This window comes from Corynebacterium epidermidicanis, from assembly GCF_001021025.1.
In the GTDB taxonomy this organism is placed as follows: Bacteria; Actinomycetota; Actinomycetes; order Mycobacteriales; family Mycobacteriaceae; genus Corynebacterium; species Corynebacterium epidermidicanis.
Genome location: NZ_CP011541.1, coordinates 1,179,285 through 1,204,916 on the forward strand (window position 1 = coordinate 1,179,285; position 25,632 = coordinate 1,204,916).

The following is a 25,632-nucleotide window of genomic DNA, read 5'->3' on the forward strand; positions in this document are numbered from 1 at the left end:
CATGGCATTTCCTGCAGAGCATCCTTTGATTCCGCATTCTGAGCATCGTCCGGAGGACATCGAGCGCAGTGATGCGCGCTTTGAGGTCATCAGCGAGTTCCAGCCGGCTGGCGATCAGCCTCAGGCGATCAAGGAATTGACGGAGCGCCTGAATCGTGGTGAGCGGGACGTCGTTTTGCTGGGTGCGACGGGTACGGGTAAGTCGGCGACGGCGGCGTGGTTGATTGAGCAGGTGCAGCGACCGACTCTCGTGATGGCGCCGAATAAGACGCTGGCGGCGCAGTTGGCGAACGAGTTGCGGGAATTGCTCCCGAATAACGCGGTGGAGTATTTCGTCTCTTACTACGACTACTACCAGCCGGAGGCGTATATCGCGCAGTCGGATACGTATATCGAGAAGGATTCGTCGATCAACGAGGACGTCGAGCGCCTGCGCCACTCGGCGACGTCGAGTTTGCTGAGCCGTCGCGACGTCGTGGTCGTCAGCTCCGTGTCCTGCATTTATGGTTTGGGTACGCCGCAGTCGTACCTGGATCGCTCCGTGATGCTCCAAACAGGCGAGGAGATCGAGCGTGATAAGTTCCTGCGCTTGCTTGTCGACGTCCAATACGCCCGCAACGATGTCGCGTTCACGCGGGGCACTTTCCGGGTAAAGGGGGACACGGTGGACATCATCCCTGCGTATGAGGAGCTGGCCGTACGGGTGGAATTCTTTGGCGATGAGATCGACGCGTTGTACTACATCCACCCGCTTACCGGAGACGTGATTCGCCAGGTCAACGAGCTGCGGATTTTCCCCGCCACCCACTATGTTGCGGGCCCCGAGCGGATGGAGCGCGCGGTTAAGGCGATCAAGGAGGAGTTGGCCGAGTGTCTGAGGGACTTCGAGAACCGCGGCAAGTTGCTTGAGGCGCAGCGCCTGCGCATGCGCACGGAGTATGACCTCGAGATGATTGAGCAGGTAGGTTTCACCTCCGGTATCGAGAATTATTCGCGGCATATCGATGGCCGCCCTGCCGGCTCCGCCCCGGCCACGCTGATTGACTACTTCCCGGAAGACTTCCTGACGATCATCGACGAGTCCCATGTCACTGTGCCGCAGATCGGCGGCATGTACGAGGGCGACGCTTCCCGTAAGCGCAACCTGGTCGAGTTCGGCTTCCGCCTACCGAGTGCGTTGGATAACCGACCCTTGACGTGGGAAGAGTTCGATGCCCGCAAGGGCCAGTGTGTGTATATGTCGGCAACTCCGGGCAATTACGAGATGGCTGCTGCTGGTGGCGAGTTCGTCGAGCAGGTCATTCGTCCGACGGGGCTGGTGGACCCGAAGATCGTCGTGAAGCCAACAGAGGGGCAAATCGACGATCTCATCCACGAGATCCGGCTGCGCACGGAGAAGCAGGAACGCGTGCTCGTCACGACGCTGACCAAGAAGATGGCGGAGGACCTCACGGAGTATCTGCTGGAAAACGGCGTTAAGGTGCGCTATCTGCATTCGGACATCGATACCTTGCAGCGGGTGGAGCTGCTGCGTCAGCTGCGCCTGGGTGAGTATGACGTCCTGGTCGGCATTAACCTGCTGCGCGAGGGTTTGGACCTGCCGGAAGTCTCACTGGTAGCGATTCTGGATGCCGACAAGGAAGGTTTCCTGCGTTCGACAACTTCGCTCATCCAGACGATTGGCCGCGCGGCCCGAAACGTCTCCGGCGAGGTGCACATGTACGCCGACCGGATCACTGACTCCATGCAGCATGCGATCGAGGAGACGGAACGTCGTCGAGAGAAGCAGGTGGCCTACAACAAGGAACATGGCATCGATCCGCAGCCGTTGCGGAAGAAGATCGCGGACATCCTGGAGATGGTGGAGGAATCCGGCGAGGCGGGGGATGCAGCGGTGGTCGTCGAGAAGCGGGATACGTCCACGATGGCACAGGGCGAGATTAAGAAGCTTATCGACGACCTGACGGCGCAGATGAAAGACGCGGCCCGCGATCTGAAGTTCGAGCTCGCGGGCAGGCTGCGTGACGAGATTTACGAGCTGAAGAAGGAGCTGCGAGGTTTGAGCGACGCGGGCATCTAATAATTTCGTCTCTCGATGAGAAAGAGGTTGCAAATCACAGTCCAGGTGGCAAGGTTTGTCCATAATGTGGACTATCCTTGAAACGTGGACCGTGTATTCTGCTTTGACAGACTAGACGGCATCGAACTACCTGGAAGAAGGAATGCATATGAGCAACTACACCAAGATCGTTGTCGGTACGGACGGCTCCAAGTCCTCCATGCTCGCTGTTGAGCGCGCCGCTGCCATCGCAGCCGCTTTCGACGCCGAGTTGGTCATCGGCTGTGCTTACTACGAGTCGAAGGAAGACGCCAACAAGACCCTGCGCCAGGATTCGGTGACTGTCTTGGGCGACGACCCAGCGCAGGAGAACCTCAACAAGGCCAAGGTTGAAGCGGAGAAGGTCGGCGCCAAGAAGATCGTTACCGCGATCAAGCCGGGCACCCCAGTTGAGGCGCTCATGGCCATCGTCACCGAACACGACGCTGACCTGCTCGTCGTCGGCAACCGCGGCATCAACTCGCTGACCGGCCGTCTGCTGGGCTCCGTGCCTGCCGACGTCGCTCGCCAGTCCAACTGCGACGTCATGATTGTGCACACGGTTACGTCCTAGGTTTTGCGAACCTGGCCCGCCTTTTCGGCGGGCTTTCGCTATTTCAGGACAGTGAGTGTTTGGGTGGCGCGCGTGGCAGCGACGTACAGATCCTGCAGCGAATCAGTAGCAATCTCGTCTGGGTGCACGATCACGACATGGTCGAATTCCAGGCCCTTAATGTCTGAAACCGGCCGGTGGCCAGGTCCGATGATGGTCGCGCCCTCGATGTCGGCGAGTTCATCTATCGTGCCGAAACGCACTGGAACCCCCGTGGATCGGATGGCCCGCGCGGGCTGCTGCTCGGGCGCGATTTGTTTCAGAAGCTCGTTTGCGTATGTCATGATTTCCGCTGGGGTGCGGTAATTCACGGTGAGTTCGTGCAGGCGTATGCGCGTGCCGACGAACGGTGCCAATGTCTCCGTCCACGAATCCACGCCCGCAGGAGAGCCGGTTTGGGCGGTGTCGCCAACGATCGTCATCCAGTGGGAAGGGCAACGGCGCATGACCATGCGCCATTCCATCGGGGTGAGTTCTTGCGCCTCATCGATGATGACGTGCCCGTAGGCCCATTGCAGGTCGGCGCGGGCGCGTTCGGCGGTGGAGCGGTGGTCGCGGACTTCTTGCCGTTCGGCAAGGGTTTCGGCGTCGATGACGTCGTGCGCCATGAGGACTTCGGCGTCGAATCCGTCGTCGAGGTCTTGCACGGCAGAGCCGGTGAGAATATCCAGGGCCTCTTGGGCTTCGGCGACGCGTTCGCTCCACTCATGGTCGGCGGTGGCTTCGTGGTCGGGCAGCCCGATGAGTTGGGCGAGCTCGTCGAGAAGTGCGGCGTCGGCGGGGGAGAAGCCCGCCTGTGCGCGGTAGAGCGCGTCTTGGGTTTCGGAGTCGTACTCGGCGGCGGCTTCGGCGATGCGTTCGCGGCTGGTGAGTAGGTCGCCCAGGACGTCGATAGGGTCGAGGTTGGGCCACAGTTCCTCGCATACGGCAAGGACTGCGGGTTCTTCGGCGAGGTCGTCGTGGAGCTGGGCAACGTCTCCTTTGGAGAGGAGGTTGGCGCCTCCGAGCGGATCGGTACCGATGAGGTCAGCGAGCTGGGCGGCTAGCAGGTCGAGGAGGTAGTCGGTGAAGATGGCTCGGGCGTCGTTGTGCGGGCGGCGCGAGCGACGGGCACGGGTGCGCGCGGATTTCACCATGGCGGGCGTGACCTGAAGTTCGAGGCTGCCGAAGCGGATGGGGATGGGTGCTTCGGGCACGATTTGGTAGGCACGGACGGCTTGGGTGAGGATGTACACCATCTCTTCCGAGCCCTTGATTTCCTGGGCTATGCGGCTGTCCGCGAGGTCTGGGGTCATGCCCGGGTAGAGGTCGCCCACGGTGGAGAGCACGACGCCGGTTTCGCCAAGTTCCGGCAGCACGTGGGAGATGTATTCCAGGAATACCTTGTTGGGGCCGACGATGAGGACGCCGGTCTTGGCCAGCTGTTCGCGCCAGGTGTAGAGCAGGTAGGCAGCGCGGTGCAGCGCGACTGCGGTTTTCCCGGTTCCCGGTCCGCCCTGGACGACCATCACTCCGCGGGTGGTGTCGCGGATAATCGCGTCCTGCTCGCGCTGGATCGTCTCGACGATCGTGTTCATGTGCTCGCCGCGGGCAGCGTTGAGGGCCTTGATCAGGGCGGATTCGCTCGCGATGTCGGGTGCGCTGTCTTTGCCGTTGCGGAGGTCTTCGTCGTCGATGCTGGTGACGGTGCGGCCCTTGGTTCGGATGTGCCTGCGCGTTTCGACGCCTTCTGGGGTCACCGTGGTCGCGAGGTAGAAAGGTCGGGCTTGGGGTGCGCGCCAGTCGAGAAGAAGATTGCGGTAGTTGTCTTCCTTGGCATCGATGCCCATGCGGCCGATGTAGCGGCGCTCCAGGTCTGGGCGGCCGGGCACGGGGTTTTCGTTCGCTTCGGGTGGCGTCGCGATGTCGATCCGGCCGAAGACCAGCCCGATTTGCGCGATCGTCAGCTGGTCCAGTTTCGCGTTGAGCGCGTGGTAGGCGGTTTCGCGTTCGACGAGCGCGTCTGGATTTGCAAGGTCGATCTCTTTCAGCACTTTGTCTAGCCGCGCCTTGGACTGCTGCACTTCCGTGTCGATCCGGGCAAAGAGGCCGTCGACGTACTCTTGTTCGGCTGCTATGCGGGGATCAGAATTCATAGCAGTCCAGGATAGGCGAATGCCCCCGGAAATGCTTCCCGGGGGCGGTTCGTCGTCAAGCTGCTAGATGTCGAGCTTGGCGAACTTCTTCTGTGCCTTTGCCGTGGTCTTCTCGGCCTTTTTCTGGTACTTAGCTGCGGTCTTTTCGGCCTTCTTCTGGTACTTGCCGGAAGCCTTCGCGGCTTGCTTTTGGTACTCGTTCGCGCGATCCTGAGCAACAGCGGCTGCCTGGACGAGGCCGGACTTCGCGGTCTTTGAGTGTTCCTTGGCGCGGTCGAGCCAGTCATCCTTGTTGTCGTCAATGTAGCTCGTGGCTGCTTCGACGTACTCGGTGACCTTGGCGGAAGCGTCGTCGATGAATCCCTTGGCGTTGTCGGCGAATTTTTCCTGCTCGGTCTTGGTGGGTAGCTGCTTTTGGATCTGTTTGCCGGCGTGCTGCGCGCGCCATGCCAGCCCTGGCTTGCCCTGGGTATCAGCGGTGGCGATCATGAGGCCACCCAGAAGAGCGGTATTGGTGAGCAGGCCGTTGCGACGTTCCTGCTTCTCCTTTGGATCCTGCGTCTCCCAGAAAGCGTAGCGAGAGAGCATGGTTGGCACGGTCAGTGCTGCCAGGGTGGCGGAAGTCAAGCGAGGTGCCTTGCCCAACGCGAGGAGAGCTGCGGAAGCTGCCTGGCTGCCACCGAGCGCCCGGGTGACGGTGTCTGGGTCGGTCGGGATGTAGCTGTGGTACTCGGTTGGCACGATTGCGCGTACCTTGTTGAGCAGTTCTTGGGTGCCCTCGCGGTGCTCGGCGGTGTTCTTGATCATGTCCGCGCCGGAAGCGACGAATACGGACGCGAGCATTGGTCGAGCTAGTTTCCTCAGCATGGTGGTACTCCTTACTAAATTTCGTTCACAATCTTGTGCTATCCAGCGTAGCGACTTTTCTGCCCGCCGACGGCTGATTCACCAAACGACCCCAGACCTTCATTGCCCCTACCTGCACTGATACGTGAATGTAACAAATCGGTCAAGGGGGGATAGTTAGCATGGCTGCTATCACTTTTTCACTCGATTGAAGGAGAAGATCATGACGAAAGGTTTTTTCGTTGTTTCGGCTGCCAACGGGTGGACGCTTTCCGACGGCTCAGTGCACCCCACCGGGTTTTGGGCAGAAGAATTGACGGAACCCCACCGGGTTTTCCGGGAGGCCGGCTTCGATATTGCTATTGCGACGCCAGGTGGGGTGGCGCCCACCGTGGATAAATTGAGTTTGGGTGACAAGGAAGTCGAAGGGTACCTGGATTCCATCGCGGGTGAACTGAGCAAGCCATTGGTATTGGCTGAAGTGGAGGAAGCAGAGTATGACCTCGTGTTCTACCCAGGCGGACACGGCCCAATGGAAGATCTCGCCACGGACACCAACTCGGGTGCGCTGCTGCTGAAGCGTCTAGATGAGGGTCGCCCGGTGGCGCTGCTGTGCCATGCGCCGGCTGCGGCTTTGGCAGCTGAGCGGCCCGATGGCACGAATGCGTTCACGGGCAAGCAGATGACGGGCTTTTCCAACATTGAGGAAAAGGTGAACCCATTTGCATTGAAGGCTCAGTGGTTGCTGGAAGATCGCCTGAAGTTGCTGGGTGTTGATTACAGCAAGGCTGCGTTGCCATTCCGTCCAAACGTGGTGGTCGACGGGAATTTGTTTACCGGGCAGAATCCGCAGTCAGCAACGCAGCTGGCAGAACAGTTGGTGGAGGCACTCCAGAAATAGGAGTTCACCACCCGCGCTCGCGCCACTCGTCGAGGTGCGGGCGCTCGGCGCCCAGGGTGGTGGGGGCGCCGTGGCCGGGGTGGACGATCGTGTCATCGGGGAAAACGTCGAAGATGCGCTCGGTGACGTCGCGAAGCAAGCGGGCGAATTCGTTTTCGTTTCCGGTCTTGCCGACACCGCCGGGGAAGAGGGAGTCGCCCACGAAGAGGTGCGTGCGGTCGTCGATGGTGGCGGCGAAGGCGAGCCCGCCCGGGGTGTGTCCGCGGAGGATGATGGCGTGGAATTCGTGGCCAGCAAAGGTGAAGGTGTCGCCGTGGTTGAGGGCGATGTCGACCGGGGCGGGGAGTGCGGGGGCGTCCAGGAATGAGGCGATGTGGGTGGCTCCGGTTGCCTCGAGGACGGCGGGCAGGGCTCGTACGTGGTCGGAATGCCGGTGGGTGGTGAGCACATGGGTGATGGTGGTGTTGTGCTGCTCGGCCAGGCGAAGGAGGTCGTCGGGGGAATCTGCAGCGTCGATGAGGAGTGCGTGGGGGCCGGCGATCAGCAGGTAGCAGTTGTTGTCCATGTCGGACACGGAAATGTGGTCGAGAGTTAGGTTCATGGTTTTCCAGGGTACTGTAGGATGTTGTAATTTCGTTGACAGTTGGAAGGGTTGCGCACGTGGCTGATCGCCTGGTTGTTCGAGGAGCGCGGGAACACAATTTGAAGGGCGTGGATATTGACATTCCACGCGAGAAGCTGGTTGTGTTTACCGGCTTGTCGGGTTCAGGTAAGTCTTCCCTGGCTTTTGACACTATTTTCGCTGAGGGGCAGCGCAGGTACGTCGAGTCCCTGTCGTCGTACGCGCGCATGTTCTTGGGGCAAATGGACAAGCCGGACGTGGACTTCATCGACGGCTTATCTCCTGCGGTGTCTATCGATCAGAAGTCAACGAACCGTAACCCGCGTTCGACCGTAGGTACGATTACGGAGGTCTATGACTACCTCCGTTTGCTCTATGCGCGCGCCGGTACGGCCCATTGCCCGGTCTGCGACGCGCCGATTGAACGACAGACCCCGCAGCAGATCGTCGATCAGGTTTTGGCGATGGAGGAGGGGCTGAAATTCCAGGTCTTGGCCCCGGTGGTACGCACCCGTAAGGGCGAGTTTGTTGATCTGTTCGCTGATCTTTCAGCGCAGGGCTTCTCCCGCGTGCGGGTTGATGGCGAGGTTTATACGCTTAGCGAACCGCCAACACTAGAAAAGCAGATCAAGCATGATATTGACGTCGTGGTGGACCGCCTGCAGGTTAAGGCGTCGCAACGCCAGCGTCTGACTGATTCGGTGGAGACCGCGCTTAAGCTTGCCGACGGCGTGGTGGCCCTGGAATTCGTCTCCCTGGAGGAATCGGATCCGAACCGGGTGCGCCGATTCTCGGAGAAGATGGCCTGCCCGAACGGCCATGTGCTTACGGTGGATGAGCTGGAGCCTCGCGCGTTTTCTTTCAACTCGCCTTATGGCGCTTGCCCGACGTGTGATGGTTTGGGCACGAAGATGGAGGTGGATACGGGTCTAATCATTCCGGACCCGGATGCTCCGTTGATCAAGGCGATTCAGCCGTGGAATTCGAGCCCGAACAGTTCCTATTTTGAGAAGCTGCTGACTGGTTTCGCGGAAAGTTTGGGGGTTAGCCCCGATACTCCGTATTCGGAGTTGACGAAGGCGCAGCAGAAGAAGGTACTGCACGGCTCAAAAGACGTCGTCTCGGTGCGCTACAAGAACCGCTATGGCCGGGTGCGGAATTGGTCGGCGCCGTATGAAGGGGTTATTCCATTCCTGCATCGCAAGGCCGATGAGACGGAAAGCTCCTGGTCCAAGGATCGCTATTTGTCCTACATGCGGGATGTGCCGTGTCCGGCCTGCCAGGGCGCGCGCCTGAAGCCGGAGATCTTGGCGGTGCGGATCGCTTCCGAAGCGCATGGGGAGAAGTCGATTGCGGGGCTTTGTGAGCTTTCGATTGGTGATGCCCGCGAATTTCTGTCGACCTTGCGGTTGAGCAAACGTGACTCGATGATCGCGGGCGCAGTGCTGAAAGAGATTAATGCGCGTTTGCAGTTTCTGCTGGATGTGGGCTTGGAATACTTGACCCTGTCCCGCTCTGCCGGCACGCTTTCGGGCGGGGAGGCGCAGCGTATTCGCTTGGCCACGCAAATCGGTTCGGGTTTGGCGGGTGTGCTGTATGTGCTGGACGAGCCGTCGATTGGCCTGCATCAGCGTGATAACCAGCGGTTGATCGCTACCTTGGAGCGGCTGCGGGACATTGGCAATACGTTGATCGTCGTGGAGCACGATGAGGACACCATCAAGGCTGCGGACTGGTTGGTTGATATTGGCCCGCGGGCCGGCGAATACGGTGGCGAAGTCGTGTATCAGGGCGAACCTGCCGGGGTGTTGGACTGCGAGGAGTCGCTGACCGGGGCGTACCTGTCTGGGCGACGCACGCTGGGTGTGCCTGAGCAGCGTCGGGAGATCGACCCTGGGCGCGTGCTGCGCGTGGTGGAGGCCCGGGAAAACAACTTGAAAAACGTCAGCGTGGATATCCCGCTGGGTGTCCTCACCTGCATCACCGGTGTGTCTGGCAGTGGCAAGTCGACGCTCATCAACCGCATCTTGGCTCGGGTGTTGGCCAATGAGCTCAACGGCGCCCGCCAGGTGCCGGGGCATGTGAAGCGCGTGGAAGGTTTGGAACACCTGGACAAATTGGTGCAGGTTGACCAAAGCCCGATCGGCCGTACCCCACGGTCGAATCCGGCTACCTATACGGGCGTTTTTGACAAGATTCGTAACTTGTTTGCCGAAACGACCGAGGCCAAGGTTCGTGGCTACAAGGCGGGGCGCTTCTCCTTCAATACGAAGGGCGGCCGCTGCGAAGCCTGTCGTGGCGACGGCACCCTGAAGATCGAGATGAACTTCCTGCCGGATGTGTACGTGCCGTGCGAAGTGTGCAACGGTGCTCGCTACAACCGGGAGACTTTGGAAGTCACCTACAAGGGCAAGAACATCGCCGAGGTGTTGGACATGCCGATTTCCGAGGCCGCGGAGTTCTTCGAGCCGATCAGTTCGATTCACCGCTACCTCAACACGCTGGTGGAGGTCGGCCTCGGCTACGTACGGCTCGGCCAGTCCGCGACCACGCTATCCGGCGGCGAGGCGCAGCGCGTCAAGCTGGCGTCCGAACTGCAGAAGCGTTCGAAAGGCCGCACGGTGTACATCCTTGACGAACCAACCACGGGCCTGCATTTCGAAGATATTCGCAAGCTCATGCTGGTGATCCAAGGGCTCGTCGATAAGGGCAATTCCGTGGTGATCATCGAACACAACCTGGACGTGATCAAGGCCGCCGACTGGGTCATCGACATGGGCCCCGAGGGCGGTTCCGGCGGTGGCCTGGTAGTCGCCGAGGGAACTCCGGAGGAAGTCGCTGCTGTAGCGGGCTCGCACACGGGCTCTTTCCTCCGCGAGCTTCTCGACGCCTAACGCTGCGCCATTCGCTTGCTCCGCAGCGTCGCGATGACAAGCAGTGCGATGCCGGAGATAAGGAAGGCAATGACCCTCGGGACGCCTTCAAGGGCGCCGAGGTCGAAGAAGATCAGCTTGACTGAGGCTGCGATCGCCAGGATCAAGCCGACGTTGATTGGGCGGGAGAGGTCGAAAATCAGCAGGTAGGCTGCCAACAGCATCCAGCCGATCGACACCATCGCGTGCCCCACGAGATAGCCCAGCCACATGCCATTTTGCCCGCCGACGAGGTGGAAGAGGAAGGTGGTGAGCGTGACCACTACCAGGCTGGAAAAATAGAGCAAGATGCAACCGCTGAGGACGTTGAGTTTTTTCGCCTTCAGCAGCACGACGCTAATCAGCGCGATGATGGCGAGTGCTTGGATGGCCGCGGAGGCTCCGGTGAGCCAGACGGGCGACTTGGCCAGCACTGCGCGCCCCAGCTCCCAGCTGATAACGAGGGATGAGCCGGCCCACCAGAACCATGGTTGATTCCCTAACTTCAAACCCCAGGCTGCCGCACTGGCGATGAGGAAGAACAGAACCACGTAGAGCGGCCGGCTAAAGAGAGCGAGGTCTCCGGCTGGAGGAGAGTACCACCAGTGGGCCAGGTAGAAGACGGGGAAGGCGGAGGCCATTGTTACGGCACCCGGACGCTGCAAGAAAGCAGTTACCGGGGTACGGCGACCAAGCATGAAGTGGAACGCGACGCCACAGGAGAGGATGACCAGCAGGGCGAGCAACGAGGCGTACGGCTTGCTTCTTAGCGCGACCCCGATGGCCAGAAGTAACACCGGGGTGGCGATGGCAGCGAGTCTTTCGGCTGTGGCGCGCGTTGGAATGCGGTCCGCGAGAACCCCGAGGGCGAAGAACAGGGCTAAGGCGCCGGCCATGATTGGTGAGTCATTGACGAGAGAACGGTTGACATCGTTGACTGTCAATGAATTCAAGGTGAAAGTAGCTAGTGTTCCAACAGAAGAGATTATGCGTGCTCGAGACCACCCGAGCTGCAAGGATGCTACGAACATGAGCATAAATGGCGCGAATAACGGCACGAAGTAGTCATTGCCATCACGGACAAGCATGAGCGTCGGGATGGTGGCGCCCACTAAGCCGAGGATGGTGAGAATTTCATCGCGCCACCAGCGGGCGAGCCCGGCAAAGGTGGCGGTGCAGGCCAAGCATGCCAGGGAACCGACGAGACCCGGCCACCATTCGAGGACGAGGGTTGTTGCGCATATGGTGGTCTGGGCGGTGAGCAGTGAGGTGATAGCTAGCGCATTGCGCCCCGGGACAGACCAGCCTTTACGGTGAACCAGAATCGCCCCGATGAGGAAAACCCCGGCGAGTGCCCAGGCGCCGATGACCCGACCAAGCGGGCCAAGCAGGCCGTTCTGAATGGCCAGGGCCACAAGCAGTCCAACGCCAGCCAGAGTGATGAGCACACCACCGACGGCAACGAGCTTGATGACGTTTGCTTCTTTCCGCCACCACGGAGTGACATCGACTGGCTTGGGAGGCGCAGCCACAGGTGTGGGCTTGGGTGGCTCCGGTGCGGACTGCACTGGGGTGGAGGTGGGCGCTGTTGTATGCTCGTAGAGTTCTGCGAGCATGTGTCGGACATCCGTTAGAGCCGCTTCAGCGGTATTTAGCCGTTGTGCAATGCGTTGCAGTTGCGCGCGCTGATCGATGTTCGAGTTCATGTCTAGGCAGTGTATCGCCCTTTTAACCGTTGCACAGGGTAAGAGATTTGGTGGCTGATATGGTTGCGTGTTACTATCTACGGGCTACCGCCAATTGTGCGAATACTTGCTCGTGCAACGGCTGCAAGTGGAGGTCCCTCCCACCAGATGCCGCTTTAGAAAGTTTTCTGAGGCAGGATAACGGTCAAGAGCTTAGCTTTAACGGATCTCCCGCTTTAACCAGTGCTGGTAAAGCGGGTTTTTGTCGTGGAGTTTCAGGCAATTGTTGGGGGAAATTTACTTTCGGTCCGCGGTACTCACATTATTTACTGCGAATTGAGGAGTACACATCAGCGCTGAAGCTCGAATCAATGAACGTATCCGGGTCCCCGAGGTACGTCTTGTAGGTCCAAACGGTGAACAGGTGGGCGTCGTCCGCATTGAGGACGCTCGCAAGTTGGCATATGACGCCGACCTCGACTTGGTTGAGGTTGCGCCTAACGCGAAGCCACCAGTTGTTAAGATCATGGACTTCGGCAAGTTCAAGTACGAGCAGGACCAAAAGGCCCGTGAAGCTCGGAAGAACCAGCAGCAGACTGTGGTCAAGGAGCAGAAGCTTCGTCCCAAGATCGACGATCACGACTATGAGACGAAGAAAAGTAATGTGATCCGATTCCTGGAAAAGGGATCCAAGGTCAAAGTGACCATCATGTTCCGTGGTCGCGAGCAATCGCGACCGGAGCTTGGATTCCGACTCTTGGAGCGTCTCGCAGCTGACGTTGCCGAATACGGCACTGTCGAAACGAAGGCGAAGCAAGACGGACGCAACATGACGATGGTCATCGGTCCTGTTCGCAAGGGCAAGAAGTAACCTAACTTTTCTAAGGACGAAAAATGAAGAACAAGACCCACAAGGGCACTGCTAAGCGCGTGAAGGTCACTGGTTCCGGCAAGCTGCGTCGCGAGAAGGCGAACCGTCGCCACTTGCTCGAAGGCAAGCCTTCCACCCGTACCCGTCGTCTGAAGGGCACCGCTGACGTGTCCGGTGATGACACCAAGCGCATCAAGCGTCTGCTTGGCATGGCTTAATTCCTGCCTCGAATATCAACCCATAAGCTTTAAAGACCAGTTAAGGAAGTATCACCGTGGCACGTGTTAAGCGTTCAGTCAACGCCAAGAAGAAGCGTCGCGAAATTCTGAAGTCCGCCAAGGGCTACCGTGGCCAGCGTTCCCGCCTTTACCGCAAGGCTAAGGAACAGTGGCTGCACTCCATGACCTACGCTTACCGCGACCGTCGTAAGCGCAAGTCCGAGTTCCGTCGTCTGTGGATCACCCGTATCAACGCGGCTGCTCGCATGAACGACATCACCTACAACCGCCTCATCCAGGGCCTGCGTCTCGCCGACATCGACGTCGACCGCAAGATCCTCGCTGAGCTGGCTGTCAACGACTTCGCAGCATTCTCCGCAATCTGCGACGCCGCTAAGGCTGCACTGCCAGAGGACGTCAACGCTCCAAAGGCTGCCTAGTTCTTTAGGATTCGATTAACCCGTCACCCTTGTGGTGGCGGGTTTTTTGGTGCTTCGCCTGCTCTTTGCGGGGTTAAGCAAAGAAAAGTGTGTCCGGTCGGTGTGTCGCCGGCCGTGCGGGTTTGCTGCACAAGTGCTATGTCGTCGGTTCGGCGTAGTCCGACTACGTAGCGCAGCGTTTTTTAATGAATAAAATCCCACAGCGGTAGTCCGACTACACCGAAGGGACGACATCGAGCAGGCTACGGCTCCCAGACACCAGTAAATACTGGCTTCAGGCCCACAACGCTGCGGAAATCACGCATCAGAGTCACGCTTTTCTTTACTTAACCCTCTTTGCGGCTGCACGCCTGCTCAGCCGCTCGCTTTTCGACGACTTTTGGCCATCCTGGGTATGGGCTCTACCTAGCACCCCGGAAGGGCGTCAGCCGCGGTTGGCTTCTTGAAACGCCCCGACTGACCCAGCACCACCCACGTTTGAGGGTATGTCTAGCTAAATGAAAACAATATGCATTACGGTGGCGGACGTCCCGATCCGAAAACAACCGAAAGGATGTTGACAATGCCACACAAGGGCATTTTTTCAAGGGCACTATTGTCTGCAGCGGTCGTCGGCACGCTGGCGGTGGGTGCAGCCCCTGCTGTAGGTGCTGCTGAGGCACCGACGCAAGCCGCGGCAGAAGCAAGTAATCTTTACACTAATCAGACTGTTGCTCCTGGACACTCCGTCACCCTGGTGCCGAACACTCCGTTGGATTTCACAGACATTGCGGATGTCTCCCAGTCGGGAATTCCGGAAGGTTGGCATGTGACGATCAACGAGGACAATGGCGCAGTGGTTGTTTCTCCCGCGCCTAATGCCAAGAAGGGCGACGCAGTCACGCTCAAGATCAAAATCGTGGACATCGACGGTCGCGTCACCTGGCACCAGCCAACCGTTACAGCATCTGAGGACGGCACGGCCGATTCGGCATTGCCACCAGCCGACCCGGACGGCCCGAAGGTCACTTACCAGGATGCCATGGTGGAGCCAGGCAACTCGGTCACCGTGGCCCCCTGAAGGCATGGTTGGCGAGGACACCATTTTCGCCGTGGAACAGCACGGCATCCCGGAAGGGTGGTATGTGACAGTCGCCTCAAACGGCAAACTCACGGTGAGCGCAGACATGGATGCGAAATCCGGGGACAGCTACACCGCAACGGTGAAGGTCGTTGACATCGACGGCAAGATTAGCTATGCGAAGCCAACTTTTAAGGTCCAGTAGCTAACGCAGAAATCCGTAGGGCACTTGCCAGTGAGGCAGGTGCCCTTACTGCTAGGCTTAACGCCATGATTGTGGACTTTGAGCAGGTATTTACCGAACGAACCCCACGAGTGGTCAATGCGGCGAAGCTCCTGCGCTCAGCAGGTCGCAAGAAAGCCAACTTGTTCCTGGCGGAGGGGGAGAACGCGGTTGAAGCTGCCATCGCCACCGGAGCGGCTCAGGATGTTTTTGTCACAGAGAGCGCAGCCCGGAAATTTGAGCACCTCATTACAGCTGCGGGTCACATGAATGTCTACGTGCATCCAATCACAGACAGAGCGGCCAAATCCCTGTCGGACACTGTGACGACAACTGGCCTGTTCGCAGTGTGCAAGCCGGTGCTGTGGCCGATGAAAGACGTCATGCGGGGCAAGCCCAACCTCGTCATGGTCCCGGTAGAAACCGCCGAACCTGGCAATGCCGGCACCCTCATCCGAGTTGCGGACGCAGTAGGGGCCGATGCTGTGCTTTTCGCCGGGGAAACGGTGGATCCACAGAGCCCGAAGGCAGTTCGAGCCTCTGCTGGATCGCTCTTCCATATCCCGGTCATGCGGGAGAGCAATTTCCAAGCGATTTTTGACACCCTGAAGGCTCGCAACTTGCAGATCATCGCGACGTCTGCCGAAGGGGAAACCAGTCTCGATGACGCAGGCGAGCTGTTGAAACAACCAACCGCCTGGCTGTTTGGCAACGAGGCGCATGGCTTGAGTCCGGAGCTCCTCGCCAAGGCCGATGTTCGAGTCCGTATCCCGATCCGAGGCCGGGCCGAATCATTGAATCTAGCCACCGCGGCTTCCATCTGCATGTACGAATCTGCCAAGGAGCAAAACCGATGACCGTGAAAAGACTGCAGCCCTTTGGCGAGACGATCTTTGCCACCATGTCAGCCGAAGCTGTCAAGCACAACGCCATCAATTTGGGGCAGGGCTTCCCTGATACCGACGGGCCGGACCGGATGTTGGAGATCGCGACCGAGCAGATTACAGGGCACAACAATCAATATGCGCCGGGAATGGGCGTCGGCGAGCTGCGTTCTGCGGTGGCGGAAAGCCGGGGCGTGGATGTCGACAACGTCTTGATTACCGTCGGTGCGACCGAGGGGATTACGGCCACCGTGCTGGGCTTGGTGGAACCGGGCCAAGAGGTCATCGTTTTGGAACCGTACTATGATGCCTACGCTGCCGCAATCGCGCTAGCGGGCGCCAGCCGGGTGGCGGTACCGCTGAAGGAAGTGGGAGAGACCTGGGATGTAGACGTGGCTGCCATCTCAGCCGCGGTGAACGAGCGCACGGCCATGATCATCCTGAATTCGCCGCATAACCCCACCGGTGCCGTCTTTAGCCACGACGCCCTTCGTGCACTCGCTGAACTCTGCGTGGCGCGAAACCTGCTCGTCCTATCCGACGAAGTCTACGAAAACCTGATTTTCCCAGGTGCGACGCACACCCGCCTCGCCGAACTACCCGGCATGTGGGAGCGGACCATCACTGTGTCCTCGGCTGCGAAGAGTTTCAACTGCACGGGGTGGAAGACCGGCTGGGCGATTGGTCCGCAGGACCTGCTGGACGGCGTCGTCAAGGCCAAGCAGTTTATGACATTCGTGGGCGCGACGCCCTTCCAACCCGCGGTAGCGCACGCCCTGCGCAACGAACAAGAGTGGCTGAGGGACATGGTTGCCGGGCTCGACCGCAAACGCGCATTGCTTTCCGACGGCCTACGCGCTGCCGGCATGCGCGTCCATGACACCGCGGGAACGTATTACATCGTGGCGGATATCGCACCGCTGGGGCTTGCCGACGGCGTGGAGTTCTGCATGAACTTGCCCAAAAACATCGGCGTGGCCGCAATTCCGCTCCAGGTGTTTACCGACCACCCGGAGCAATGGCAAACCAAGGTGCGGTTCGCGTTCTGTAAGAGGGACGAGGTGCTGCGGGAAGCGGTAAACCGGCTGCGGGGGCTATCTGCAGGGATGGGCGCAGACCACGCGGTATAGTAGCTGAGTTAGTACTTTGACTTTGACGTAGGTAAGGACGAGAACTGGTGAGCGACATTGAGTTGACCGAGGCTAATCTCAACGCAGTGGCGGACGCCGCCGAACAGGCGTTTACGCAGGCGGAAAACCTCGAAGAGTTAGCGGTGGCTCGCCGGACCCACCTTGGCGACGATGCCCCGATTTCTTTGGCCCGCAAGGCTCTCGGCAGCATTCCTAAAGATCAGCGCAAGGACGCAGGTCGAATGGTCAATATGGCGCGCGGTCGCGTGGAAAAGGTATTCGCCGAGGTCAAGGTAGCGCTGGAAGAAAAGCGCAACGCCGAAGTGCTGATCGCGGAGCGGGTGGATGTTACGGTGCCAACCACGCGTCGACAAGGCGCGATGCACCCGATTACCCAGTTGTCCGAAACCATCGCGGACATTTTCGTGGGCATGGGCTGGGAAATCGCCGAAGGTCCTGAAGTGGAAGCCGAATACTTCAACTTCGACGCCTTGAACTTCCTACCTGATCACCCCGCCCGCACGTTGCAAGATACGTTCCATGTCTCGGTTGAAGGATCCAAGCAGGTGCTGCGTACGCACACCTCTCCTGTCCAGGTACGCACACTGCTGTCCCGTGACGTGCCGGTCTACATCGCTTGCCCGGGTCGCGTGTTCCGTACCGACGAACTCGATGCGACCCACACCCCGGTGTTCCACCAGATTGAGGGCCTGGCTGTCGATAAGGGGCTGACCATGGCACACCTGCGCGGCACCCTGGACCACATGGCGAAGGTCCTGTTCGGTCCGGAAACCCGCACCCGCATGCGGACGAACTTCTTCCCCTTCACCGAGCCGTCCGCTGAGGTCGACGTGTGGTTCCCGAACAAGAAGGGTGGCGCCGGCTGGATCGAGTGGGGCGGTTGTGGCATGGTCAACCCAAATGTCCTGCGTGCCGCAGGTATTGACCCGGAGGTCTACACCGGTTTCGCATTCGGCATGGGCCTCGAGCGCACTTTGCAGTTCCGCAACGGCCTAAGCGACATGCGCGACATGGTCGAAGGCGATGTCCGTTTCACCCAGCCATTTGGCGTCCAGGCCTAGATCTACCCAGAATAAGGAGAATTCAAGAACATGTTGCTTTCCCAGAACTGGGTGACCGCCCTTCTTCGCGCCCAGAACCCAGATTGGTCCGTCACAGCAGAAGAAATGGATGCCGGCTACGTCCGCGTCGGATTCGAAACCGAAGGCTACACACCCATTGAGGAAACCACCGGACCGCTCGTGCTGGGCGTGGTGGAAAACATTGAGGAGCTGACCGGATTCAAGAAACCAATCCGCTACTGCAAGGTCAACGTCGGCGATGCCAATGGCACCGGCGAACTGCAGGGAATTGTCTGTGGTGCCCGCAATTTCAAGGAAGGCGACACCGTGGTGGTCTCGCTTCCAGGCGCCGAACTCCCAGGTGGCTTCAAGATTGCCGCCCGCGAAACCTACGACCACGTCTCGGAAGGCATGATTTGCTCGGCCGCGGAATTGGGCCTAGCGAGCAAGCAGACCAAGGGCATTATCACTCTGCCCGCCACTGCGGGCGCTCCGGGCACCGATGCCCGCGCGGTCCTTGGCCTGGACGACACCATCTTCGACGTCAACGTCACTCCAGATCGCGGCTATGCGCTTTCGGCGCGTGGACTTACCCGCGAACTTGCGTCCGCGTTCAACCTGACCTACACCGACCCCGCGCAGGACCCTGCCATCGCTGGCGTGACCGTCGACGTGCCACCAGTGTCCGGTACGACTCTGGATGTCAGCGTTGCACCGGAGACCAAAACCGTCCGCTTCGGGCTACGTAAAGTTACCGGGGTTGACCCAACGGCGAAAACCCCGTTCTGGATCGAACGCGAACTGCTGCTGTCCGGGCAACGACTCGTCAACCTCCCCACGGACATCACCAACTTCGTGATGATCCTCCTGGGCCAACCGATGCACGCCTTCGACGCCAACCGGATCGACGGCTCCCTGCAGGTCCGCACCGCGCAGGCAGGGGAGAAGCTCACCACCCTGGATCACGTTGAGCGAACGCTGTCAGCCGAAGATGTCGTCATCTGCGACAACTCTGGTGTGCAGTCTCTGGCTGGAGTGATGGGCGGCTCAACCTCGGAAATCGCTGACGACACCACCGATGTCTACTTCGAGGCGGCAATCTGGGATCCGATTCTCGTGGCCCGTACGTGCCGTCGGCACAAGCTGTCCTCTGAGGCATCCCGACGCTTCGAACGTGGCGTTGACCCCACATTGGTGGAAGTCGCCCTCGACGTCGCTGCCTCGTTGCTTGCACAGTACGGTGGCGGCACGATCGAGGCTGGCCGTACCTTGATCGGCGACGTACCGGCCCCGGCCACCATCACCATGCCCGTAGATTTTCCTGGTCGCATCGCGGGCGTGACATACAGCCGCGAGACCGTAGTTAAGCGGCTCGAGGAAGTCGGGTGTACCGTGAGCGTTTCGGAATGCGGTGGCAAACTCGACGTTACCGCACCAGCGTGGCGCTCGGATCTGACCTTCAAGGAAGCCCTCGTCGAGGAAGTCCTGCGCCTGGAGGGCCTGGAAGACATCCCTTCCGTAGTTCCGACGCCACCTCCGGGCCGGGGTCTCACCCCAGCTCAGCTGCGTCGCCGCGCCATCGGCCATGCCTTGGCTTACAACGGTTACCTCGAAATCTTGCCGACGCCGTTCATCGCGAACGATGTGTTCGACGTATGGGGACTCGAGCAGGACGATCCGCGTCGCGCGACCGTGTCCGTGCAGAACCCACTGGAATCTGATCATGCGATTTTGGGCACCACCTTATTGCCATCGATGCTGGAATCCTTGCGACGCAACATTGTCCGTGGCCAGCACAACGTTGCTCTCTACGGTGTGGAACAAGTGAGCTTTGCTCGTGGCGAAGGCAAGTCGCCGATGCCGTCGGTAAGCGAGCGTCCTAGCGAGGAGACCATCGCTGAGCTGGTGGCTTCGTTGCCACACCAGCCTTTGCATGTGGCCGTTGTTGGCTGCGGCGAGATCGAACCGGAAGGGCCGTGGGGTGCGGGGCGCGCGTTCACTTATGCGGATGCCATCGAGGCCGCGCGATTGGTCGCTCGCGCTGCTGACGTTGAGCTCGAGGTGGAAAACGCCGAGATGCTGCCGTGGCACCCTGGTCGTTGCGCTGCCTTGAAGGTTTATGGCGAAGTCGTGGGTTACGCCGGCGAGCTGCACCCTCAGGTTCTCGAGCGCGCTGAACTTCCGGCCCGCACCTGCGCGATGGAACTTGACGTCACGGCCCTGCCGTTTGCCCCAAGCTTCCCAGCACCAACGCTGTCTGCTTTCCCAGCCCTGCTGCAGGATGTCGCATTGGTGGTCAGCGAAGACACTCCTGCGGAAGCTGTGCGCAAGACCGTCGTGGAAGGCGCTGGCCCACTGGTGGAAAAGGTGGAGCTTTTCGACGTCTACCGCTCCGAAACTCTCGGCGCCGACAAGAAGTCCTTGGCCTTCAACATCGTTTTCCGTGCCGCAGACCGCACTCTGACCGATGACGAATGCTCGGAAGCTCGCATGGCTGCAGTCGAGCTAGCCGCCCAGAAACATGGCGCGGAGTTGCGCGCCTAGTTCAATCAATACCCGCTACTGAGATCGCTCAGCTAGCGGGTTTTATTTTCCCATCTCACATTGATTTGGAGCATAGTTGCTATGACTAGTAGCGTCGCCGCGCTCAGCGGTGCAGAAACCTTTGATGCCGTGAAGAAGGCCATGTTGCATAAGGTGCACTCGCCTTTTCCTACGGTCGTAATTTCCGCTATGTATGCCGGTTTGATGATCGGCTTGGGTTTCGTTTTTTATACCACCTCGCAAGTTGGGGCATCCGGGATGCCGACGGGTCCTGCGAAAGTTCTCGGTGGAGTGGTGTTCTCTGTCGGGCTCGCATTAGTGATCGTTACTGGCGCTGACCTATTCACCTCAGCGTGCCTCACCCAGTTTTTGGTAGCTGAGGGCGATATTTCCTTGTCACAAATGGTCAAGCATTGGCTGACAGTGTATTTCTGTAACATGTTGGGCGCCGCCCTCTTGGTCTGCATAATTTTCGTCTCGGGATCCGCGAAGGGGAGTCATGGCGCCTGGGGTGCGGTGGTGTTGTCTACCGCTGCACACAAGGTTGAGCACTCTTTTTCCGAGGCAGTTGCGTTAGGAATTATGTGCAATTTGATGGTGTGTTTGGCAGTGTGGATGGCGTTTGCCGGGCGGACCGTGGTGGACAAAATCGTCGGCTTGACGGCGCCAGTGGCCCTGTTTGTGGCCTCTGGCTTTGAGCACTCGGTGGCCAATATGTACATGATCCCGCTGGCTTTGCTGCTCAAACACCAGGATAATCCTGAGGTTATCTCGGCGACGAACGGGTTAGACTTGAGTGGATTGACGATGTCGGGATATGTGGTGGATAACCTCATACCGGTGACGATCGGCAACATTCTTGGTGCGTCATTAGTGGCGTTGGGAATGGCATTGTGGCACCGGGATCGGGCGACACGAAAAGGTTCTGTGCACACATAGCGATTGAATACTTTTCATTCAACCGCATAAAATGCTAGGGTGGTTGGTATGAGTATTTCCGTAGCTATTGCAGGGGTCACCGGTTACGCCGGCGCCGAACTTCTCCGGCTGCTGGTAGCGCACCCGGCGTATGCGTCCGGTGAGCTCACAATTGGTGCTCTCGCAGCTGGATCCAGTGCGGGCCAACAGCTGGGCGAACTATTGCCCCACCTGCCAGAATTTGGGGACCGTGTCGTGGTGGAGACCTCGGCGGAAACCCTTGGCGGGCATGACGTCGTATTCTTAGCGCTGCCACATGGTCATTCCGCGGCACTTGCACATGAATTGGATGCCGAGGTGTCCATCATTGACTGTGCCGCTGATTTCCGGTTGCGTAGCGCTGCTGAATGGGAAAAATACTATGGGAGCCCACACGCAGGTTCGTGGGTTTATGGTCTCCCTGAAATGCCCGGGCACCGGGACGCTATCAGCCAAACGGGCCGGGTGGCAGTTCCTGGGTGCTTCCCAACGGGAGCAACTATGGCGCTCATGCCTGCGGTGCACGCTGGTCTGATTCAACCGAACATCAACGTTGTGTCGATTACGGGAGTCTCCGGCGCGGGGAAGAAAGCCAGCGTCGGGATGCTCGGTGCGGAAACGATGTCCAACGTGCGGGCCTACAACACAGCTGGTAAACATCGGCATACGCCGGAGATCAAGCAGAATCTCGGCGAGTTTATAGCAGCTGATATTCAGCTGAGTTTCACGCCGGTTTTAGCACCTATGCCAAGAGGCATACTCACTACCGCCACGGCGCCACTTGCAGCGGGAGTGGATGCCGTACAGGCCCGGGCCACCTATGAAGACTTCTATGCTGACGAGACGTTTGTCACCGTACTGCCGGAGGGCTACCAGCCACAAACGAAGTCGGTGGTGGGGTCAAACGGAGTCCAGGTGCAGGTAGAAGTCAACGAAGACGCGGGCCTACTTCTGGTGACCAGTGCCATCGACAACCTCACCAAGGGAACAGCCGGCGGAGCTGTCCAATGTATGAATCTGATGCATGGCTTCCCAGAGACCGCCGGACTGCCTGTTGCCGGGCTAGCTCCGTAAATTCTTCTTATTCCTCGCTTCCACCTCAACCCACACTTGGAGAACGACACCGATGTCTATCACTCACCCACAAGGGTTTTTAGCCGCAGCGACCACCGCGGGTATCAAACCTTCCGGAAATCCCGACATGGCCTTGGTTGTTAACCAGGGGCCTCAGTTCGTCGCAGCGGGTGTGTTCACCCGCAACCGCGTTTTCGCTGCTCCGGTCAAGCTCTCCAAGCAAGTCTTGGCGGATGGCCAGGTGCAGGCAGTTCTCTATAACTCTGGTAACGCCAACGCGTGTAACGGCGAGCAGGGATATCAGGATGCCGTGGCATCCACTGAGGCTGCGGCGGCTGCTCTCGGTGTCCCTGTGTCGGATATCGCCGCCTGCTCGACGGGGCTGATCGGTGAACCCATGCCGATGGACAAAGTACTCGTGGGCGTCGATAAGCTTGCCGAGGGCCTGGGGGATAACGGTCATGCTGCTGCGGAGGCAATCATGACCACCGATACGGTCTCGAAGGAAGTGCTTGTTCGCGGCGAAGGCTGGTCCATTGGCGGCATGGGCAAGGGGGTTGGCATGATGGCGCCGTCGCTGGCCACTATGCTGGTGTGCCTGACCACCGATGCGGTTGTCCCGGTTGACATTGCGCAGGCTGCGTTGCAGAAGGCTTGCGATCTTACGTTCAACACCCTCGACATTGACGGCTCAACCTCTACCAATGACACGGTGTTGCTGCTCGCCAACGGCGCCTCCGGCGTCTCGCCTAGCATCGCCGAATTTGAGGCGGCGGTATTGCAGGCGTGTTCCGACTTGGCGGATCAGCTGCAATCAGATGCGGAAGGGGTAACGAAGCGAGTCAAGATCACGGTGCAAGGAACCACCACTGCAGAGATGGCGCTGAATGCCGCCCGCACCCTCGGCCGGGACAACCTGTTTAAGTGCGCCATGTTTGGCTCTGACCCAAACTGGGGTCGCGTGCTCGCTGCGGTGGGAATGGCAGATGCAGACATGGAGCCGGAAAACATTTCGGTGTATTTCAATGGCGAGGCCGTCTGCGAGAAAACAACCGGTACTCCGGGTGCCCGCGACGTGGATCTTTCCGGCGTCGACATTGATGTGCTGGTTGATTTAGGCACGGGTGGACCGGGCACCGCTATGGTACGCACCACGGATCTGTCCCATGAGTACGTCGAGATTAACTCGGCATATTCGAGCTAGGAGGAGTGAGATGACGGTAGACCTGACCCCAAGCGATAGGGCACACGTTCTCGCCGAAGCTCTCCCGTGGCTGCAGCACTATCGGGACAAGATTGTCGTCGTTAAGTACGGCGGCAACGCCATGGTGGATGAAAAGCTCAAGGCGGCCTTCGCGGCGGACATGGTCTTTTTGCGCACCGTTGGCGTTAAGCCGGTGGTTGTCCACGGAGGAGGGCCACAGATTTCCACGATGCTGGATCGTCTGGGCCTGGAGGGCGAGTTCCGTGGTGGATTCCGCGTTACCACCCCTGAGGTGATGGATGTGGTTCGCATGGTGCTCTTTGGCCAGGTTGGACGAGACTTGGTGAACCTGATTAACTCCCACGGCCCCTACGCAGTGGGTATGTCGGGTGAGGACGGCGGGCTGTTCCGGGCGGAAAAGCGCCTGGTCACCGTCGAAGGTGTGCCCACTGACATTGGGCTCGTCGGAAACATTACCGACGTCCACGCCGACGCTATCCGCGACATCATCGACGCTGGCCGCATCCCCGTGGTCTCCACCGTGGCCCCTGGCGACGACGGCGAGGTCTACAACATTAACGCTGACACCGCCGCGGGCGCGCTCGCAGGAGCGTTGGGAGCCGAACGTCTGGTCATCCTCACAAACGTCGAGGGGCTGTACACCCAGTGGCCGAACCGGGACTCGCTGGTCAGTGCAATCAAGGCATCGACCTTGCGCGAGGTTTTGCCCTCGCTTGATTCCGGCATGATACCGAAAATGGAATCTTGCCTGGCAGCCGTCGACCAGGGCGTGTCCGCCTCCCATGTTATCGACGGCCGAATCGCGCACTCGGTACTGCTCGAATTGCTCACCATGGGTGGCATCGGCACCATGGTGCTGCCCGATGGTTACGACCGCGACAATTACCCCGATGGCACCGTCTTTAGGAAGGACAAGTAGATGAAACCAGACTGGGGCAACACGCTCATGGATAACTATGGCACCCCGGCGCTCAAGCTTGTCGACGCGCACGGCTGCTACGTGGTTGACGACCAGGGGCGCGAACACCTGGACTTGCTCGCCGGTATCGCGGTGAACTCACTGGGCTACGGGCATCCGGCGCTGGTCGAGGCGGTGCATCGCCAGGTGGCCTCCTTCGCGCACGTCTCCAATCTGTTCCAGTCCCAGCCGGTGATCGATGTCGCGGCCGGGCTGATCGATCGTTTCGCTGCCGGGGATGCTTCGCTTGCCGCGGAGACCCGCGTATTCTTCTGTAACTCGGGTGCCGAGGCCAATGAAGCTGCTTTCAAATTGGCACGCCTGACTGGAAAGCGCCGGATTCTGGCAGCTCACCATGGTTTCCACGGACGCACGATGGGTTCGCTGGCGATGACGGGCCAGCCAGATAAGCGCCGGGCGTTCGAGCCACTTCCTTCCGGGGTGGAATTCTACGAGTACGGCGACATCGAGTTTCTGCGCACATTGGTCGCCCAGGATCCGACAGACACCGCCGCGATCATTTTGGAACCGATCCAGGGCGAGACCGGCGTGATCCCAGCCCCGGACGGTTTCCTCGCCGACGTCCGGAAACTTTGCGACGAGCATGACATCTTGTTCGTCGTCGATGAGGTCCAAACCGGGGTAGGGCGCACCGGCACCTTCTTTGCACACCAGCACGATCACGTTCTCCCCGACGTGGTGACGATGGCTAAAGGCCTCGGCGGCGGCCTCCCCATCGGCGCGTGCCTGGCGCATGGACGCGCCGCTGGCTTGTTCGGTCCAGGTTCTCACGGCACGACTTTTGGTGGCAACCCGGTTGCCTGCGCCGCGGCAAAGGTCGTGCTCGCCGAGCTTGACGACGCCTTCCTGCAGCAAGTTCGACGCAACGGCGAACTGCTCGCCGAGCGCGTAGCGCAGCTGCCGACGGTGATGCAGGTGCGTGGCCGGGGACTCATGTTGGGTTTGGTCCTGCGTGAACCGGTAGCGAAACAAGCGGTGGCGAAGGCTGCTGAATTCGGTGTAATCATCAACGCGCCTGCCGAAGATGTGGTTCGGTTGACTCCACCACTGATAATTTCTGCCGCAGAGGTTGACCTGGCCATTGAGCGCCTGGGCAGGCTGTTCGAAGCGGTTTCTTGAGACCAACATGCGGT

Annotated in this window: 22 protein-coding genes; 18 read left to right on the plus strand and 4 right to left on the minus strand. The window is 59.6% G+C overall.

Annotation, left to right across the window (positions count from 1 at the left end; genetic code table 11):
* Nucleotide 1 precedes the first annotated feature (1 nt).
* Both uvrB and CEPID_RS05540 read left to right on the plus strand, forming a co-directional pair.
* On the plus strand, nucleotides 2-2,080 hold the full coding sequence (uvrB, locus tag CEPID_RS05535) for an excinuclease ABC subunit UvrB (protein WP_047240106.1): 2,079 nt from the start codon (nucleotides 2-4) through the stop codon (nucleotides 2,078-2,080).
* Between the two features lie 148 nt (nucleotides 2,081-2,228).
* On the plus strand, nucleotides 2,229-2,672 hold the full coding sequence (locus CEPID_RS05540; protein ID WP_047240107.1) for a universal stress protein: 444 nt from the start codon (nucleotides 2,229-2,231) through the stop codon (nucleotides 2,670-2,672).
* A 38-nt stretch (nucleotides 2,673-2,710) separates the two neighbouring features.
* On the opposite strand, the gene CEPID_RS05545 is transcribed toward CEPID_RS05540, so the two are convergent.
* Entirely contained in the window at nucleotides 2,711-4,846 is a 2,136-nt protein-coding gene (locus CEPID_RS05545; RefSeq protein WP_047240108.1) for a HelD family protein, read from the minus strand.
* A gap of 63 nt (nucleotides 4,847-4,909) precedes the next feature.
* Nucleotides 4,910-5,713, minus strand: a complete 804-nt coding sequence (locus CEPID_RS05550; RefSeq protein WP_047240109.1) for a DoxX family membrane protein — start codon at nucleotides 5,711-5,713, stop codon at nucleotides 4,910-4,912.
* A 202-nt stretch (nucleotides 5,714-5,915) separates the two neighbouring features.
* Here CEPID_RS05550 and CEPID_RS05555 point away from each other — a divergent pair, with 202 nt between their 5' ends.
* Entirely contained in the window at nucleotides 5,916-6,593 is a 678-nt protein-coding gene (locus CEPID_RS05555) for a type 1 glutamine amidotransferase domain-containing protein (protein ID WP_047240110.1), read from the plus strand.
* A 4-nt stretch (nucleotides 6,594-6,597) separates the two neighbouring features.
* On the opposite strand, the gene CEPID_RS05560 is transcribed toward CEPID_RS05555, so the two are convergent.
* The gene (locus CEPID_RS05560; RefSeq protein WP_047240111.1) at nucleotides 6,598-7,194 is read right to left on the minus strand and encodes an MBL fold metallo-hydrolase; all 597 of its coding nucleotides are present in this window, start codon (nucleotides 7,192-7,194) and stop codon (nucleotides 6,598-6,600) included.
* A gap of 59 nt (nucleotides 7,195-7,253) precedes the next feature.
* Here CEPID_RS05560 and uvrA point away from each other — a divergent pair, with 59 nt between their 5' ends.
* Nucleotides 7,254-10,109 (plus strand): excinuclease ABC subunit UvrA, encoded by a 2,856-nt coding sequence (uvrA, locus tag CEPID_RS05565; RefSeq protein WP_047240112.1) that lies wholly within the window; start codon nucleotides 7,254-7,256, stop codon nucleotides 10,107-10,109.
* Here uvrA and CEPID_RS05570 read toward each other — a convergent pair.
* On the minus strand, nucleotides 10,106-11,833 hold the full coding sequence (locus tag CEPID_RS05570; protein WP_047240113.1) for a DUF2339 domain-containing protein: 1,728 nt from the start codon (nucleotides 11,831-11,833) through the stop codon (nucleotides 10,106-10,108). The genes uvrA and CEPID_RS05570 overlap by 4 nt on opposite strands.
* Nucleotides 11,834-12,161: 328 nt before the next feature.
* On the opposite strand from CEPID_RS05570, the gene infC reads away from it, so the two are divergent.
* The 14 genes from infC to CEPID_RS05640 all read left to right on the plus strand — a co-directional run bounded on the left by infC (nucleotide 12,162) and on the right by CEPID_RS05640 (nucleotide 25,618).
* Entirely contained in the window at nucleotides 12,162-12,683 is a 522-nt protein-coding gene (infC, locus tag CEPID_RS05575; protein WP_083984396.1) for a translation initiation factor IF-3, read from the plus strand.
* Nucleotides 12,684-12,706: 23 nt separating this feature from the next.
* Nucleotides 12,707-12,901 (plus strand): 50S ribosomal protein L35, encoded by a 195-nt coding sequence (gene rpmI / locus CEPID_RS05580; RefSeq protein ID WP_047240115.1) that lies wholly within the window; start codon nucleotides 12,707-12,709, stop codon nucleotides 12,899-12,901.
* Between the two features lie 56 nt (nucleotides 12,902-12,957).
* The gene (rplT, locus tag CEPID_RS05585) at nucleotides 12,958-13,341 is read left to right on the plus strand and encodes a 50S ribosomal protein L20 (RefSeq protein ID WP_047240116.1); all 384 of its coding nucleotides are present in this window, start codon (nucleotides 12,958-12,960) and stop codon (nucleotides 13,339-13,341) included.
* A 562-nt stretch (nucleotides 13,342-13,903) separates the two neighbouring features.
* Nucleotides 13,904-14,401, plus strand: coding sequence for a hypothetical protein (locus tag CEPID_RS12455; protein WP_052843394.1), 498 nt, complete (start codon nucleotides 13,904-13,906; stop codon nucleotides 14,399-14,401).
* Nucleotides 14,402-14,405: 4 nt separating this feature from the next.
* On the plus strand, nucleotides 14,406-14,606 hold the full coding sequence (locus CEPID_RS05595) for a hypothetical protein (protein ID WP_052843396.1): 201 nt from the start codon (nucleotides 14,406-14,408) through the stop codon (nucleotides 14,604-14,606).
* Nucleotides 14,607-14,671: 65 nt separating this feature from the next.
* A complete protein-coding gene (locus CEPID_RS05600) occupies nucleotides 14,672-15,481 on the plus strand; it encodes a TrmH family RNA methyltransferase (RefSeq protein WP_047240117.1) in 810 nt (269 codons plus the stop codon).
* Nucleotides 15,478-16,638: a pyridoxal phosphate-dependent aminotransferase gene (locus CEPID_RS05605; protein ID WP_047240118.1), complete on the plus strand. Its 1,161-nt coding sequence runs from the start codon at nucleotides 15,478-15,480 to the stop codon at nucleotides 16,636-16,638. Before CEPID_RS05600 ends, CEPID_RS05605 begins: the two co-directional genes overlap by 4 nt.
* A 47-nt stretch (nucleotides 16,639-16,685) precedes the next feature.
* On the plus strand, nucleotides 16,686-17,720 hold the full coding sequence (gene pheS, locus CEPID_RS05610) for a phenylalanine--tRNA ligase subunit alpha (RefSeq protein ID WP_047240119.1): 1,035 nt from the start codon (nucleotides 16,686-16,688) through the stop codon (nucleotides 17,718-17,720).
* Nucleotides 17,721-17,750: 30 nt separating this feature from the next.
* Nucleotides 17,751-20,264 carry a phenylalanine--tRNA ligase subunit beta gene (pheT, locus tag CEPID_RS05615; protein ID WP_047240120.1) on the plus strand — a complete coding sequence of 838 codons (2,514 nt, stop codon included), beginning with the start codon at nucleotides 17,751-17,753 and terminating at the stop codon, nucleotides 20,262-20,264.
* Nucleotides 20,265-20,345: 81 nt separating this feature from the next.
* The gene (locus CEPID_RS05620) at nucleotides 20,346-21,203 is read left to right on the plus strand and encodes a formate/nitrite transporter family protein (RefSeq protein WP_052843397.1); all 858 of its coding nucleotides are present in this window, start codon (nucleotides 20,346-20,348) and stop codon (nucleotides 21,201-21,203) included.
* Nucleotides 21,204-21,251: 48 nt separating this feature from the next.
* Complete coding sequence (argC, locus tag CEPID_RS05625) at nucleotides 21,252-22,295, plus strand: N-acetyl-gamma-glutamyl-phosphate reductase (protein ID WP_047240121.1); 1,044 nt, start codon at nucleotides 21,252-21,254, stop codon at nucleotides 22,293-22,295.
* Nucleotides 22,296-22,347: 52 nt separating this feature from the next.
* Nucleotides 22,348-23,499 carry a bifunctional glutamate N-acetyltransferase/amino-acid acetyltransferase ArgJ gene (gene argJ / locus CEPID_RS05630; RefSeq protein ID WP_047240122.1) on the plus strand — a complete coding sequence of 384 codons (1,152 nt, stop codon included), beginning with the start codon at nucleotides 22,348-22,350 and terminating at the stop codon, nucleotides 23,497-23,499.
* A 10-nt stretch (nucleotides 23,500-23,509) separates the two neighbouring features.
* Complete coding sequence (argB, locus tag CEPID_RS05635; RefSeq protein WP_047240123.1) at nucleotides 23,510-24,439, plus strand: acetylglutamate kinase; 930 nt, start codon at nucleotides 23,510-23,512, stop codon at nucleotides 24,437-24,439.
* Nucleotides 24,440-25,618: an acetylornithine transaminase gene (locus CEPID_RS05640; RefSeq protein WP_047240124.1), complete on the plus strand. Its 1,179-nt coding sequence runs from the start codon at nucleotides 24,440-24,442 to the stop codon at nucleotides 25,616-25,618.
* The last annotated feature ends 14 nt before the right edge of the window (nucleotides 25,619-25,632 follow it).

What these genes read in the sequence shown, in the direction of transcription:
- uvrB (WP_047240106.1), top strand. Translation starts at nt 2, where the DNA reads ATGGCATTTCCTGCAGAGCATCCTTTGATTCCGCATTCTGAGCATCGT.
- CEPID_RS05540 (WP_047240107.1), top strand. Translation starts at nt 2,229, where the DNA reads ATGAGCAACTACACCAAGATCGTTGTCGGTACGGACGGCTCCAAGTCC.
- CEPID_RS05545 (WP_047240108.1), bottom strand. Translation starts at nt 4,846, where the DNA reads ATGAATTCTGATCCCCGCATAGCAGCCGAACAAGAGTACGTCGACGGC.
- CEPID_RS05550 (WP_047240109.1), bottom strand. Translation starts at nt 5,713, where the DNA reads ATGCTGAGGAAACTAGCTCGACCAATGCTCGCGTCCGTATTCGTCGCT.
- CEPID_RS05555 (WP_047240110.1), top strand. Translation starts at nt 5,916, where the DNA reads ATGACGAAAGGTTTTTTCGTTGTTTCGGCTGCCAACGGGTGGACGCTT.
- CEPID_RS05560 (WP_047240111.1), bottom strand. Translation starts at nt 7,194, where the DNA reads ATGAACCTAACTCTCGACCACATTTCCGTGTCCGACATGGACAACAAC.
- CEPID_RS05570 (WP_047240113.1), bottom strand. Translation starts at nt 11,833, where the DNA reads ATGAACTCGAACATCGATCAGCGCGCGCAACTGCAACGCATTGCACAA.
- rpmI (WP_047240115.1), top strand. Translation starts at nt 12,707, where the DNA reads ATGAAGAACAAGACCCACAAGGGCACTGCTAAGCGCGTGAAGGTCACT.
- CEPID_RS12455 (WP_052843394.1), top strand. Translation starts at nt 13,904, where the DNA reads ATGCCACACAAGGGCATTTTTTCAAGGGCACTATTGTCTGCAGCGGTC.
- CEPID_RS05595 (WP_052843396.1), top strand. Translation starts at nt 14,406, where the DNA reads ATGGTTGGCGAGGACACCATTTTCGCCGTGGAACAGCACGGCATCCCG.
- CEPID_RS05600 (WP_047240117.1), top strand. Translation starts at nt 14,672, where the DNA reads ATGATTGTGGACTTTGAGCAGGTATTTACCGAACGAACCCCACGAGTG.
- CEPID_RS05605 (WP_047240118.1), top strand. Translation starts at nt 15,478, where the DNA reads ATGACCGTGAAAAGACTGCAGCCCTTTGGCGAGACGATCTTTGCCACC.
- pheT (WP_047240120.1), top strand. Translation starts at nt 17,751, where the DNA reads ATGTTGCTTTCCCAGAACTGGGTGACCGCCCTTCTTCGCGCCCAGAAC.
- CEPID_RS05620 (WP_052843397.1), top strand. Translation starts at nt 20,346, where the DNA reads ATGACTAGTAGCGTCGCCGCGCTCAGCGGTGCAGAAACCTTTGATGCC.
- argC (WP_047240121.1), top strand. Translation starts at nt 21,252, where the DNA reads ATGAGTATTTCCGTAGCTATTGCAGGGGTCACCGGTTACGCCGGCGCC.
- argJ (WP_047240122.1), top strand. Translation starts at nt 22,348, where the DNA reads ATGTCTATCACTCACCCACAAGGGTTTTTAGCCGCAGCGACCACCGCG.
- argB (WP_047240123.1), top strand. Translation starts at nt 23,510, where the DNA reads ATGACGGTAGACCTGACCCCAAGCGATAGGGCACACGTTCTCGCCGAA.
- CEPID_RS05640 (WP_047240124.1), top strand. Translation starts at nt 24,440, where the DNA reads ATGAAACCAGACTGGGGCAACACGCTCATGGATAACTATGGCACCCCG.